This is a genomic window from Massilia yuzhufengensis, from assembly GCF_900112225.1.
GTDB lineage: Bacteria > Pseudomonadota > Gammaproteobacteria > Burkholderiales > Burkholderiaceae_D > Telluria > Telluria yuzhufengensis.
The window spans coordinates 344,360-357,745 of the sequence record NZ_FOLD01000002.1 but is presented as its reverse complement, the minus strand read 5'-3'; the positions used below and the strand labels follow the sequence as shown (position 1 = coordinate 357,745).

At 64.5% G+C, this 13,386-nt stretch carries 12 protein-coding genes; 3 read left to right on the top strand and 9 right to left on the bottom strand.

Annotated elements, in window-relative coordinates:
- Window positions 1-254: 254 nt before the first annotated feature.
- Together BM031_RS03590 and BM031_RS03585 are read right to left on the bottom strand one after the other, a co-directional pair.
- Window positions 255-1,271, bottom strand: a complete 1,017-nt coding sequence (locus BM031_RS03590) for a sulfate ABC transporter substrate-binding protein (protein WP_091871176.1) — start codon at window positions 1,269-1,271, stop codon at window positions 255-257.
- 107 nt (window positions 1,272-1,378) lie between these two features.
- Window positions 1,379-1,591 carry a hypothetical protein gene (locus BM031_RS03585; protein ID WP_091871174.1) on the bottom strand — a complete coding sequence of 71 codons (213 nt, stop codon included), beginning with the start codon at window positions 1,589-1,591 and terminating at the stop codon, window positions 1,379-1,381.
- 139 nt (window positions 1,592-1,730) lie between these two features.
- On the opposite strand from BM031_RS03585, the gene BM031_RS03580 reads away from it, so the two are divergent.
- Window positions 1,731-2,495 carry a phosphatase PAP2 family protein gene (locus tag BM031_RS03580; RefSeq protein WP_091871170.1) on the top strand — a complete coding sequence of 255 codons (765 nt, stop codon included), beginning with the start codon at window positions 1,731-1,733 and terminating at the stop codon, window positions 2,493-2,495.
- Window positions 2,496-2,512: 17 nt separating this feature from the next.
- Entirely contained in the window at window positions 2,513-3,349 is an 837-nt protein-coding gene (locus tag BM031_RS03575; RefSeq protein ID WP_091871166.1) for a metallophosphoesterase family protein, read from the top strand.
- A gap of 6 nt (window positions 3,350-3,355) precedes the next feature.
- Here the strand turns inward: BM031_RS03575 and cls are convergent, their stop codons facing one another.
- Together cls and BM031_RS03565 are read right to left on the bottom strand one after the other, a co-directional pair.
- Complete coding sequence (gene cls / locus BM031_RS03570; protein WP_091871163.1) at window positions 3,356-4,744, bottom strand: cardiolipin synthase; 1,389 nt, start codon at window positions 4,742-4,744, stop codon at window positions 3,356-3,358.
- Window positions 4,741-6,843: a site-specific recombinase gene (locus tag BM031_RS03565; protein WP_091871160.1), complete on the bottom strand. Its 2,103-nt coding sequence runs from the start codon at window positions 6,841-6,843 to the stop codon at window positions 4,741-4,743. Before BM031_RS03565 ends, cls begins: the two co-directional genes overlap by 4 nt.
- A gap of 127 nt (window positions 6,844-6,970) precedes the next feature.
- Here BM031_RS03565 and BM031_RS03560 point away from each other — a divergent pair, with 127 nt between their 5' ends.
- Complete coding sequence (locus BM031_RS03560; protein WP_091871157.1) at window positions 6,971-7,807, top strand: branched-chain amino acid aminotransferase; 837 nt, start codon at window positions 6,971-6,973, stop codon at window positions 7,805-7,807.
- A 150-nt stretch (window positions 7,808-7,957) separates the two neighbouring features.
- Here the strand turns inward: BM031_RS03560 and BM031_RS03555 are convergent, their stop codons facing one another.
- From BM031_RS03555 to BM031_RS03540, 5 genes are all read right to left on the bottom strand, one after another.
- Window positions 7,958-10,819, bottom strand: coding sequence for a TonB-dependent receptor (locus BM031_RS03555; protein WP_143084504.1), 2,862 nt, complete (start codon window positions 10,817-10,819; stop codon window positions 7,958-7,960).
- Between the two features lie 362 nt (window positions 10,820-11,181).
- On the bottom strand, window positions 11,182-11,850 hold the full coding sequence (locus tag BM031_RS03550) for a YiaD family glycine zipper/OmpA-like lipoprotein (RefSeq protein ID WP_091871151.1): 669 nt from the start codon (window positions 11,848-11,850) through the stop codon (window positions 11,182-11,184).
- Between the two features lie 107 nt (window positions 11,851-11,957).
- A complete protein-coding gene (locus tag BM031_RS24900; protein ID WP_020652694.1) occupies window positions 11,958-12,104 on the bottom strand; it encodes a lmo0937 family membrane protein in 147 nt (48 codons plus the stop codon).
- A gap of 98 nt (window positions 12,105-12,202) precedes the next feature.
- Entirely contained in the window at window positions 12,203-12,430 is a 228-nt protein-coding gene (locus BM031_RS03545; RefSeq protein ID WP_091871149.1) for a hypothetical protein, read from the bottom strand.
- A 179-nt stretch (window positions 12,431-12,609) separates the two neighbouring features.
- On the bottom strand, window positions 12,610-13,362 hold the full coding sequence (locus BM031_RS03540) for an outer membrane lipoprotein (RefSeq protein ID WP_229408493.1): 753 nt from the start codon (window positions 13,360-13,362) through the stop codon (window positions 12,610-12,612).
- Window positions 13,363-13,386: the final 24 nt, after the last annotated feature.

Below are 13,386 nucleotides of genomic sequence, written 5' to 3'. Positions count from 1 at the left end.
TTTGGACCGTGGCGCAGCTCGACAGTTCAATCCTCATCCACAGCCAAGGGTGACAGCGCCATTTCTTACGCAGCAGCACATGCGTCGGCGACTTCGGAGAAAAACTTGGGTTCCGGCCTGCGCCGGAAGTCGTAGGCGCCAGTGGCGCGTACGACGGTCTTGAGGCAAACGAAGAAAGCGGGCGGTGCCGCAATGCGGCAACCACCCGCTTTATCCGCCACGTGAGACGTTTCGCGGTATCTGCTTTTCGGGGCTTACTTACCCGGCTGATAAATCTGGTCAAACACCCCGCCATCCGCGAAGTGCGCCTTCTGCGCCTGGGTCCAGCCGCCGAGCTCCGCAATCTGGAACAGCTTGATGTTCGGGAACTGCGAGGCGTATTTCTTCGAGAACTTGTCCACCGCAGGACGGTAATAGTTCTTGGCAACGATTTCCTGGCCTTCGTCGGTGTACAGGAACTCGAGGTAAGCCTGCGCCACCTTGCGGGTGCCGCGCTTGTCGACGTTCTTGTCGACCACGGCTACCGGCGGTTCTGCCAAAATGCTCAGCGACGGCGCCACGATCTCGAACTTGTCCGGACCCAGCTCGCGCAGCGCCAGCAGGGCTTCGTTTTCCCAGGCCAGCAGCACGTCGCCGATGCCGCGTTCGACGAAGGTGGTGGTGGCGCCGCGGGCGCCGGAATCGAGCACCGGGACGTTCTTGTAGAGTTTGCCCAGGAAATCCTTGGCCGTGGCCGGCGAGCCACCCGGCTGGCGCAGCGCGTAGCCGTAGGCGGCCAGGTGGTTCCAGCGGGCGCCGCCCGAAGTTTTCGGGTTGGGCGTGATCACGGCGACGCCCGGTTTGACGATGTCGCCCCAGTCGCGGATGCCTTTCGGGTTACCCTTGCGCACCAGGAACACGATGGTCGAGGTGTACGGCGAGCTGCGGTAGGACAGGCGCTTCTGCCAGTCGTTGGCGATCAGGCCGCGTTCGCTGATGGCGTCGATGTCATAGGCCAGGGCCAGCGTGACGACGTCGGCCTGCAGGCCGTCGATCACGGCGCGGGCCTGCTTGCCCGAGCCGCCGTGCGACTGCTTGACGGTGACGCTGTCGCCGGTCTTGGCTTTCCATTGGCGGGCGAAGGCGGCGTCGATATCCTGGTAGAGCTCACGGGTCGGGTCATACGACACGTTGAGCAAGGTAACATCGGCAGCAAACGCGGCCGAAGGCGCCACGAGCGGCGCCAGCAGCGTGATGGTCGCCAGCGACTTCAGGAAATTTTTGCGAAGCATGTTGTTCTTTCAGAGGGCAGTTTGGAGCCTCTAGAGTACGGCCCGGTTCCCTCTGAAGGAACGAATTTAATCGCTTAACATTATGCGATTTTTAGTGCAGCCTTGGCTCAGTGCGCCTTGGACAGGATGAGCAGCCAGCGGCGGAACAGCAGGATCTCGATATGGCCTGGCTCGACGCCGGTGTCGCACTCGATGACCGGGTTGACCGCGTAGAAGCGCTTGCGGAAATCACGGGTGATCAACACTTCGCGGCGACCGATGCGCACCATAAAAGGGACAGGGGCATATTCCAGGCCGAAGTTGCTGTTCAGAGTGGTCATGGTGTTCTTCCTTTTATTAAGTTCGTTGGAGTAACTAAAGAATATCACAACCACTGTATAAATCTACAGGTACTGTGTGGATGTACAGTAAAAATTTTTAGCTGTAGTTTTTTCGCAAATTACCCTTATCTCAAGTTTCATGCCACACGATCCTCCCGTTTCCTTCCCCGCGCGGCTGCACCGTTTCGCCGCCGCCCGCTTCTCGCCAGAAGGCGAGTACGGCCTGCACCTGACCGCCGGCGTGCTGCTGCTGCTGCTGGCCACCGCCGTGTTCGCGCGCATGGCCGGCGCCGTGGTTGCCGGCGCCCCGATCACCCAGCTCGACGTGGAAGTGGCCAACTGGCTGCATGCGCACGCTCGCGCCAACGCGTTGCCGCGCCAGGTCCTGACGGCCATCACGCACGTGCACAGCACGCCGGGCATCCTGGTCCTGGCGGCGGTAGCCGGCGCCTGGCTCTACCGGCGCAGGCAGCGCTACTGGACGGTGGCGCTGGCCGCCAGCGTGCCGGGCGGGCTGGTGCTGAACGTGCTGCTCAAGCGCAGCTTCGAGCGCGCCCGCCCGCATTTCGCCGAGCCCCTGCTGGAGCTGAGCACCTACAGCTTCCCCAGCGGCCACACGATGGCGGCCACTGTGCTGTACGGCTTCATCGCCTGCTACGCGTCGCGCCACGCACGCGGCTGGGCGGGCAGGGTGCTGCCCTTCGTGCTGGCGCTGGCCATGGTGGCGACAGTCGCGTTCTCAAGGATGTATCTTGGAGTCCATTATCTGTCCGACGTGCTCGCGGCGGCCGCCGAAGGCTGCGGCTGGCTGGCGATCTGCATCACCGGCGCCGCCACCCTCGAGCGCCGCAGCCGCGCGCGCGCACGGCGCGCCGGCGAGGCGGTCGCGACCCAGGACATCTGAACCATCGGGAGAAGGCATTGCGCACACTTGTACACCTGTCGGACCTGCACTTCGGCCGGGTCGACCACAGCCTGCTGGCGCCGCTGCGCGAACTGGTCCAACGCATCGCGCCGGACGTGCTGGTGGTCTCGGGCGACCTGACCCAGCGCGCCAGGGCCGAACAGTTCGAGGAGGCGCGCGCCTGGCTCGACACCCTGCCGGGCCCGCAGATCATTGTGCCGGGCAACCACGACATTTCGCTGTACAACGTGTTCCGCCGCTTTGTCAAGCCGCTCGAACGCTACAAGCGCTACATCACCGACGACCTCGACCCGGCCTACATCGACGACGAGATCGCCGTGCTGGGGGTGAACACGGCGCGCTCGTTCACCATCAAGGACGGCAAGGTGAGCCGCGACCAGCTCGACACCTTGCGCGGGCAACTGGCCAATGTGCCGGCCTCGGTCACGCGCATCGTCGTCGCCCACCACCCATTCGACCTGCCCGAGCATTTCGAAGAGCGCGACCTGGTGAACCGCGCTTCGCGCGCGATGCAGGCGTTTTCCGAGACCGGGGTCGACATCCTGATGGGTGGGCACATGCATGCCAGCCACGCGGGCAGCACGGCGACCCGCTACGAGATGAGCGAGTACGCGGCGCTGGTGGTCCAGGCGGGGACGGCCACCTCGACCCGCGGGCGCGGCGAGGTGAATTCATTCAATGTGCTGCGGGTCGAGCCGATGAAGGTGGAGATCGACCGCTACGGGTGGGACGTTGTGCACGGGCACTTCGAGGTGGTCGACACCGACAAGTTCATGCGCACCGGGAACGTCTGGACCCCGCACAACGACGGCCTGATGGCCGCCGGTTTGTAAGGCGTTTTAGATCCAGTACTCGGCCAGCCGCCCCATCATCTCGCGCAAGCGGTCCTTCCAGGGCCGGTGGCGCCACTGCTCCAGCGTCACCTCCTTGGAATCGCGCAAGTCCTCGTTGAACGCGCTTTCCATCGCGCGCCCGAAGGCCGGATCCAGCACCACCACGTTCAGTTCGTAGTTATGGATGAAGCTGCGCCGGTCGATATTGGCCGAGCCGATGGTCGACCAGATGCCGTCGATCACCGCTGTCTTGGCATGCAGCACCGCCACCTGCAGCTGGAAGATCTTCACCCCGCCGCTGAGCAGCTGGTCGTAGAAGGCCTGGCCCGCATACTTGATCAGGTCGTGGTCCGACACCCCCGGCAGTACCAGCTTCACATCCACCCCGCGCTTGGCGGCCGCGATCAGGGCGTCGACGATCTGCTGGTCCGGCACGAAGTAGGCCGAGGTGACGTGGATCGACTGCTTGGCCTCGTTCATCGCGATCATCAGCGACTTGTAGATTTCCGAATCGCGGTCGGGCGAGGTGGCCAGCACGCGCAATACCTTGTCGCCTTCGACCTTCAGGCGCGGGAAATAATCGACCGCCGGCAGCTCGCCGGCATCCTGGCGCACCCAGTTGTCGATGAAGGCCCACTGCAGCGTCGCGACGGCCGGGCCCTCGATGCGGATATGCGTGTCGCGCCAGCCCACCTTGTTCTTGTCCGCCGTGCCGGCCTTTTGCTTGGAGCGGAACAGCGAGCTGTTGGCATAGGTCTCGCTGATGTTGATGCCGCCGGTGAAGCCGACCTTGCCATCGACGATCATGATCTTGCGGTGGTCGCGGTTGTTCAATTGCCAGTTGCCGGGCCGCTTGGTGGGATCGACCGGATTGAAGATCAGCACATTGATGCCGGCCGCGCGCAGGCGCTCGAAGAATTCCTTGGGCGTGGCCAGGGTGCCGACGCCGTCGGCCATGATGTTGACCACCACCCCCTGGCGCCGTTTCTCGATCAGGATATCGGCGAACTGCAGGCCGATCGGGTCCTGGTCGAAGATATAAGTCTCCAGGTTGATCGAGGTTTTCGCATCGCGCGCCGCATTCATCATGTCGCGCATGGTGGCGGGGCCGTCGAACAGCAGCGTGACCTGGTTGCCCGGAATCAGTGGAGCGCCGGTGGCCTGCTCCTCCAGCACGGCCAGCTGCTTCAGGTCGGCCGTCGCGTTGGCCCAGCGCTTGGTGAGCAGCTGCGAGGCCTGCTTGGCGTCGAGCATGCCGCGCTGGGTCGCCACCGTGGGCGTGCGCTTGAGCGGGGCGTCCGGCAGGGCCTCGGCACTGGGCAGGCTCTTGCATGAGGCGATCACGCCGACGAAGGCCAGGAGGCCGAGGAAGCTGGCAAGGCGTTTGTTCTTCATTTCGTGTCCCTCAAGATGAGTTCACTGCTGTCGGCATGGTCTTTCGGGCCGAGGAAAAAGTCGATGGGTGAAGCAAACAGGCGGCGCCCAAGGGCGCGCACCAGCAGGATGCCGCGCTTGAAGCGGATCTTGCGCGCGCGCATGGCCACCCACAGGGCCAGCCCGAAACTGACGACCAGGTTGACGGTGCCGATCAGGGCCACGCCGGCCGCGGCCGTGCCGATCGCGGCAGGCGCCAGCTGGTAGTCCAGGGCCACCAGCGCGGTGGCGAAGTTCGCGGTCGAGAAGGTCACGTGGCGGATGTCGAGGGGCAAGCCGAGCAGGTAGCCGACGGTGCCGGTCATGCCCAGCATGCAGCCGAAGAAGAAGTTACCCATCAGGCCGCCCAGGTTGTCCTCGACGTAGGCGGCGAAGCGGGCCTGGCGCTCCTCGCCCAGCAGGCGGCGCAGGCCGCGCAGCTGGCGCACGCGCTGGCCCATGCGGGTGTAGAGCGCCTTGTTGTCGTAGTAGCCCGAGATGAGCCCGGCCACGAACAGCCACACGCCGGCGATCGCCGCGTAGAACAGGGCCGGGCCATGGAAGGGATCGATGTCGGCCAGCAGGTGGTGGGCCTTGAGCGGATCGACCATGTGGCTGCCGTTGACCGCCTTATAGCCCACCGCGATCAGCCAGGCCACCGGAAAGGCCAGCGCCACGTTGCCCAGCACGGCCACGATCTGGGTGCGGAACACCTTGCACACCAGCTCGGCCAGGCTGTCGACGTCGAGCCCGCGCCCGTTGTCGGCCTGGTGCAGCGAAGCGGCGATGTGCTGGGCCGTCATGGCCGGCTGCTTGGTCGCCACCGTGAAGTGCAGCACGTAGATGAGGATGAAACCGAGCGAATAATTCATGCTGAACAAAAAGGCTTCGACCAGCGGCGCCGTGCGCAGGTAGCCGAGCATGATCTTGAACATCGCCATGAAGCCGACAATGAAGCCCGCGCCGGATGCGGCCACGAACATGTGGCGCAATGCGCGCCGGTTCTCGGCGATGTAGTGCTCGCCGGTGCGGCTGGCGTTTTCCGTCATGTTGCGGGCCAGCAGGTCGACGTTGTCGCGCATCAGGCCGCGCACCTGGTACTTGGTGTTGTGCGCCTCGATCAATTCCTCGGCCAGCGCGATGGCGGCCAGGCGGCGGTCGCTGGCCACCGTCCCGGCGCCGCTGGCGACCGAGCTGGCCACGGCGTCCAGGTCCACGCTCGCGGCGGACGGCAGCTCGCCCGTCACGTCCACCAGGTAGAGCAGCTTGTGCAGGCGGTCGATGCTCTGCTGCAAGGCCACCAGCAGGTAGGTCAGCGCCACGCTGGTGCCGGTGCTCTGGGCGCCGCGGCGGATCTTGAGCACCACGTCCTCGCACTGGTCGAGCATCACCAGGAGGTGGCGCGCCGGTTCGGGGCGGTCGATCTTGCCGTCGAGGTAGCGGGCGTATTCGTCGAGGAAGTCGTTGACCTCGATGTTCTGCATCAGGAAGGGCGAATCGAAGTGCTCGATTTCGCTGTAGCTGTGCACCAGGCGCGGTTCCAGGCCCAGCGCGCAGACCCGGCAGGACAGGGTGCGGATGGCGTCGAGGATGCCCATCACGGTGACGTAGCGCGCGCGGTCGGGCGTCGCGTGGGCCGGTGGCGGGGCATTGGCGATGACGTCGAACAGTTCCATCCAGTCGGCGTTGGGCACCGCGCGGATCCATTCGTAGTCGTTTTCGGCGTACAGCACCTGGTTGAGGGCGTCCGACAGGTACAGGTCGTTCAGGGCCGGCGGCAGGAAGCGGTAAGTGATGCGGCGCTTCAGTTCGGCGACGAAGCCGTCGTTCGACAGGATGCCGATGTCGCTGTAAAGGCTGGTATGGCGGCGGCGCTCGAGCAGGGTGGTGATGTAATGGCGCAGGTTCCAGGCTTGGGCCTGGTTACCCCGGAGCAGCTGGGTCAGCGTGCGCACCGCCTGGGCCGGATCGTCCGCTTTTTGCCAGACCCAGCGGTGTCGCGGGCGCAGGCAATCGACCAGTTCGACCAGCAGGTCGATGCGGTCGCTGTCGGGGTTGATCCGTTCAAGAATGGCGAGCATGGGTAAGGGTGACTTCGAAAGCATCAGTGTACGCGAGGCATCGCTTTCACATGGTTCGCCACCGAACAATGAACCCGTCGAAAGCGTTACACTGAAGGGCTGTACGAACCAGAAAATCGAGGGATGCATGTACCTGACTTATTTCAATGGCCAATGGACTGAAGGCAACGTGCCTTTGTATGGCGCCATGGATCACAGCCTGTGGCTGGGCTCATCCGTCTTCGACGGCGCCCGCGCCATGCACGGCAAGCTGCCCGACCTGCGCCCGCACCTGGAGCGCGTGATTTCCTCCGCCGACAAGCTGGGCTTGCGCTGCCCGCTGAGTGTGGACGAGATGGAAGCGCTGGTGCGCGAAGGCGTGGCCAAGTTCCCGGCCGACGCCGAACTGTACATCCGCCCGCTGGTGTTCGGCACCGACGGCTTCCTGATCCCGGTGGCCGAAGCCAGCCAGTTCGCCCTGACCCTGTTCGATGCGCCGTTGCCGCCGTTCGCCGGATTTTCAGCCTGCCTGTCGACCCTGCTGCGCCCCCAGGCCAGCATGGCGCCGACCGACGCCAAGGCCTCGGCCCTGTACGCCAACTCGACCCGCGCCATGCGCGAAGCCAAGGCGCGTGGCTTCGACCAGGCGATCATGCTCGATGCGGATGGTAACGTGGCCGAGTTCGCGGCCTCGAACCTGTTCATCGTGGCGGCGGATGGCGCGGTGGTGACGCCGAAACTGAACGGCACCTTCCTGGCCGGGATCACCCGGGCGCGCGTGATCGCGCTGCTGGCGTCGGAAGGCGTGACGGTGGAGGAGCGTACCGTGGGCAAGGAAGAACTGATGACGGCGCGCGAGATTTTCAGTACCGGGAATTATGGCAAGGTTACGCCGTGTACGCGCTATGAAGACCGGACGCTGGAAGCCGGCCCGGTGGCGCGTCGTGCACGCGAGCTCTACCTGGCTTTTACTGAGACGAGCTAAATCGTAGGGCGCGAATGACCACGCAAGATTGGGTTCCCGCCTGCGCGGCGAACCCAAGTTTCGAAATGCAGCGATACCGCATCGCGAAGCATCAACGAAAAAAAGCCGCCCAGCTTTCACCAGGCGGCTTTCATCAAACCATCAGTCCCATCAGAACTTGTAGTTCGCGCTCACACGGAAATAACGCCCCATCGCATTGTGCAGCTGGGTGTTGAAACCTTCGGTCGGGTAACGCGGGTCATACGGCGCCGCGGTGTCGAACAGGTTCTTGATGTTGCCCGACAGGGTCCAGTTCTTGATGCCCGTGTACGAGTACGACACGTTGAACGTGGTCCATTCCGGCACCGAGCAGTCGCTCACCCAGTTGCTGAACTTGTCCAGGCCGCCCAGGCTGTAGGCGCCGGCTGGCTGGCCCTTGCCGTAGTGGCAGTACGGCACCGGGTAGGTGACGTCGTTGTCGCTACGGCGCAGCAGCGAGACCGGCGAGACGAAGTCCACCGAACCGGTCAGCGAGTGCACGCCCACCGACCAGTTGGTCGACAGCGAGGCGCGGTGGCGCGGGATGTCGCCGACGGTGGTGGCCCAGTCGGAGTAGCCGCCGGCGGTGCCGACCAGGTTGGCTTCGACTTCGCCCGGACGCTCCGAACGCTTGAAGGTCAGTGCGTAGGACCAGTCCAGTTTCGTGGTCAGGCGGCCATTCGCGCCCAGGTTCAGGCGGTGCGCCACTTCAAAGTCCAGGCCCGAGGTCTCGGTTGCGCCCTGGTTCACGTAGGTGCGGTTCACCGCGCTCACCGGGCCGGTGCCCGGGATCGGCTGGCCGTTGGCGCCGACCAGCTGGTTGGCCGGGTTGGTGTCGCGGATGGCCAGGCCCGGATACAGGGCCGGGTGGTCGATCACGTAGCCCGCCGACAGCAGGGCGGTTTCGTCTTCCTTGCGGATCTTGTAGAAGTCCACCAGCAGGTCGATGTTTTTGGTCGGGGCGATGATCGCGCCGAACGAGAAGCTCTTCGAGGTTTCCGGCTTCAGGTTCGGGTTGGCCTTCGACATCGACGAGATGCGGCGGGCGCAGTCGCTCGCGTCGCCGCCAGCCAGCGGGTTCTTGCCGTCAGGGCAGCGCACGGTGTCGACGACGGTCGAGAACGACTGGACACCGCCTTCGGCGATCTGCGACAGGGCCGGGGCGCGGAAGCCTTCGGCGTACGACGAGCGGAAGGTCAGCTTGTCGTTGACGATAAACTTGGCGCCGACTTTCGGCACGAAGCTGTTCTCGCTCGGGTACTTGTCGTAGCGGCCGGCGAAGTCCATTTCGAACTGCTTGGTGAACGGGGTACGCAGTTCGACGAAGGCCGATTTCACCATGCGGCTGCCGTCGACCAGCGAGTTCGCCAGGCCGATGATGTTACCGGTCTGGGTCTGGTAGTCCGGGGTCATCGACAGCTTTTCCTGGCGGATTTCGCCGCCGAAGGCCAGGCCGATGTCGCCGCCGGGCAGAACGCCGACCGTGGTCGATGCCTTGGCGTCGAACTGGGCAACCTGGGCGTAACCCTTGTTGACCACGTTGCGCGCCACGCTCGGGTCGGCCGCGGTCTGGGCCAGGGTGCGGCCTTCGCTGACGATGCGGTCGATGGTCGGGCGGTACAGCATGCCCTTCATGGTCTCGGTGCGCTCGCTGCGGTTCAGCAGGACCGCGGTTTCCCAGTCAAACCGGCCGCTGGTGCCCTTCAGGCCGGCCAGCAGGCGGCCCGACTGGTTGACGTTCTTGGAGCCGCCGTCGATGCCGCTGAAGCGGTAGGCGATGGCTGCGCGCGAGTTGGCCCACGGATTGTCCGGGTGGCCGGCCGGCAGGATCAGCTGGTAGTCGCTCGGCAGGCCGTTGGTGCGGAACACCGTGGTCGGCGCGGTCGACGAGATGGTCGACGCGTTGCCGGTGTATTCGCGCTCGGTGCGGGTGACGCCCGTCTCGAGGAAGGCGGTGATGTCCGGCGTGACCTGGAAAGTCAGCTTGCCCAGCAGGTTGGCGTCGTTGCCCTTGCTCTGCGCTTCCTGGTTGGCCCAGGTGTCGTAGTTGCAGAAGGTGCGGCCGTTGAGCAGCGAGGTCGCGGTCAGGTTGTGGCGGTCGCGGTTGCCGGTGATCTGCCGCGAGGCATCGCAACCGGTACGGTTGATGATGTCGGCGCCGTTGGCCAGGGTGGTGGTGAAGTTGCGGGCGCCGGCGGTGCGTTCGCGGAAGAAGAACGGCTGGTTCGAGACGTAGCTGCCGTATTCGTTCAGGCGCGCGTTGATGTCGGCGTACATGTGCTGCTTGACGTCGCGGGCATCGCGGATGCTGGTGCGGTCGCGCGAGCCGATGTCGAAGCTGAAGAAGGCGTTGTAGCGGTCTTCCGCCAGGTCGCCGAAACCGAGCACGCCGCTCACATTGCGGCGGGCGAACTCCAGGTTGTCGTTGGCGCTGGTCGAGGCGGTGATTTCCTTGCCCTGGTAATTCGTCTTCGTGATGAAGTTGATCACGCCGGCAATCGCGTCCGAGCCGTACACGGCCGATGCGCCATCCTTGAAGATTTCCACACGTTCGATGGCCGACACCGGGATGGTGTTGAGGTCATACACGGCCGACTTGCCCTGGTTCGGGTCGGCATAAGCCGACGTGGTGATGCGGCGGCCGTTGAGCAGGACCAGGGTGGAGGACGAACCGAGGCCGCGCAGCGAGGCGGTCGAGGCGCCTTTCGAGAAGCTGCCGTCGGTGATGTCGTTCGAGGTGCCCGAGCCGAAGGCCGGGATCGAATGCAGCAGTTCCGACACGGTATTGGCGCCGGTGGCGGCAATCTGCTTGGCATTGAGGGTCGCGACCGGGGAAGAACCTTCCTTGTCGGCGCGCTTGATGTTGGAACCGGTCACGTAGACCTTCTGGACCGGCGCCTCAGCGGCTTGCTGGGCAAATGCGACGCTGGAAGTGGCCAGCGCCATGGCGACAGCGATCACGCTGCGCTTTACGACGAGTTGCTGCTTTGACAAAATTTCTCCGAAACTTCTGAAACACAACCGCGTCCCGGGGCGGGGGGCGCGGTGTCTTACGCTTGTTAATGATGACCTCGGCAAGCTAAAAATTGCCTGAGGGCAGCATTAGAGTGTTTCGGATAAACAAATGTCAAGTTTGAGTGGTCATTTGTTTGTTAAATACGACAGGCATGAGCTGGGGTGATGGTCAAGCCGGGGGATGTTATGGATCGGTTTTGAGACGTAGAAAAACAGATGAACGACTCCATTGTTAACGCAAAAACCGTCGTTCCCGCGCAGCGGGAACGACGGTGCATAGGGCGGCTAACTTGATCAGCGTCCCGGGGACGCCACCGCACTGGCTGCATAGCGCGTGCGCATTACCCCTGTCCACGCTCCGCCACATAAATCTCCACCCGGCGATTCCGGGCGCGGCTGCTGGCATCCGTATTCGACGCGATCGGCTCGCGCTCGCCACGTCCTTCGATCGTGATCCGCCCCGGATTCACCCCGCGTCCGGCCAGGTAGTCGCGGGTGCGCGCGGCGCGGTCGACCGACAGCGGCTGGTTGATGTCGGGCGTGCCGGTGCTGTCGGTGTGGCCGATGATGGTGACGGTGGTGGCCGGGTTGTCCTGCAGCGTGTTGGCGAAGCGGTCGAGCACAGGCTGGAAGTTCGACTTGATGTCGGAACGGCCGGTGTCGAACGACACGTCGCTCGGGATCTCGAGCTTGAGGCGGTTGTCGGAGGTCTGGCTGACCTGCACGCCGGTGCCGCGGGTAGCCTGTTCCATCGTCTGTTTCTGCTGCTCCATGCGCTTGGACCAGACGTTGCCGGCCACGGCGCCGAGGGCGCCGCCGATCACTGCCCCGCGCGTCGCACGGCCGCCGCCGCCGCCGCTGGTGGTGGCGCCGATGAGGGCGCCCAGGCCGGCGCCGATGCCGGCCCCTTGTGCGGTGCCGCGCTGGGTGGCGCTCATGTCGGCGCAGCCGGTGGCGGTCATGACGACGATGGTCGCGGCGACTGCGGTCTTGGTCAGTTTGGAATACATGGTGGTCTCCTTAAGAAAGCAAAATCCGTTTCGCGGACATACCTTGGACAGGCATGGCCGCGAAACGGATCGGTGTTACGAACAAATGTTTCAAACTTAGGCAAAGCCTATATTCCCCGTCCGCTGATCAGGCGCACCAGGATCATGATCACGGCAACGACCAGCAGGATATGGATGAAGCCGCCGATGGTGTACGAAGTCACCAGGCCGAGCAGCCACAGGACGATCAGGATTACGGCAATGGTATATAACATGATGTTGTCCTCACTCGAAACACGCGCTTTGGCGTCGTGATTCCAGTATGCCGACAGCCACTGCTGGCCTCTGTACGATGGCGAACCGTACCCGGAATTTAGGCGTGCCCGCCGTCCTTGCGCAGGCCTGGGATCCAGCCCATGAAGCCGAGCAGGCCGGTGACTCCGATCAGGCAAGTGACCAGCCCGCCAGCGACGAGGAAGACCACGTCATGCGCTTGCAGGCCGCTGGAAGACACTTCGCCCGGCGGATGCGCCGAGAGCAAACCGAAGCTCGCCACGATGAGTCCCCAAATGATGATGCCGATCCACGCCATGCTGTTCATGATGCTTCCCCCCTGGTTGGTTTTCTGTGCACCGCACGCCCTGGCAGCGTGATTCCATTGTCGGGTTAGCTCATCCATTGTTCCGTGCGCTGCCGCACATTGCTACACAGAAAATTATTCAGGTGAAATAAAACCCGGGATCCTTGCGGAAACCCGGCTTTTTGCGAAAAGGAAAAGTCTTACGCGACCGAGCGCAGGCGGCCCTTGACGATGCGCACCCGGTCGCCGCTGCGCCATGCCGGCGCCTTGGTCTGGTTGAAGGTACGCACGGTGCCGTCGTCCAGGCGCACCCGGATTTCGTACGTGGTGGTCGCCTTCATATTGCCTTCGACCTGGTTGCCGACCACGGCGCCGCCGATGGCGCCGGCCGCAGTGGCGATGGTGCGGCCGCTGCCGCTACCGACCTGGTTGCCCAGCAGGCCGCCGAGCACGGCGCCGCTGGCCGCGCCCAGGCCGCTACCTTCTGCGCGGTGTTTGATGGTGCGGACCGATTCGACGTTGCCGCAGTTCGAGCACCAGTTGCGGCCGTTATCGGCGGCTGCCACCTGCACGTCTTTCCTGGCCGGCTTGCTGGCCGGTTCTTCATATACGCGCGCTACCGGGGCCGGTGCATACGTCGCTGCGGTCGCAGGCGCATAGGCCTGGGCGACGGTAGAAGGGGCCTGCACCTGGGCCGGTTCGACATAGGCTTGCGCCAGCTGCTGGCCGGGCACGGCGACCACCATGCCGGGCGCCGGCTGCGGCAGGGTCGAGGCCAGCGCCAGGCGGTCGGCTTCGGCGAGCTGGCGCTCGGAAGTGCCGCCCACGGACGACGGGATCCAGCCCAGGATGGCGGCGGTGCCCACCAGGCAGAACAGCAGGACGGCCAGCGCCGCGAGGATCATCAGCGGATGCATGCGCCCGCGTGGGGCAGGGGAGGGTGACGTGTTCATGGGTGCTTCCTTTACGGTTGTCTG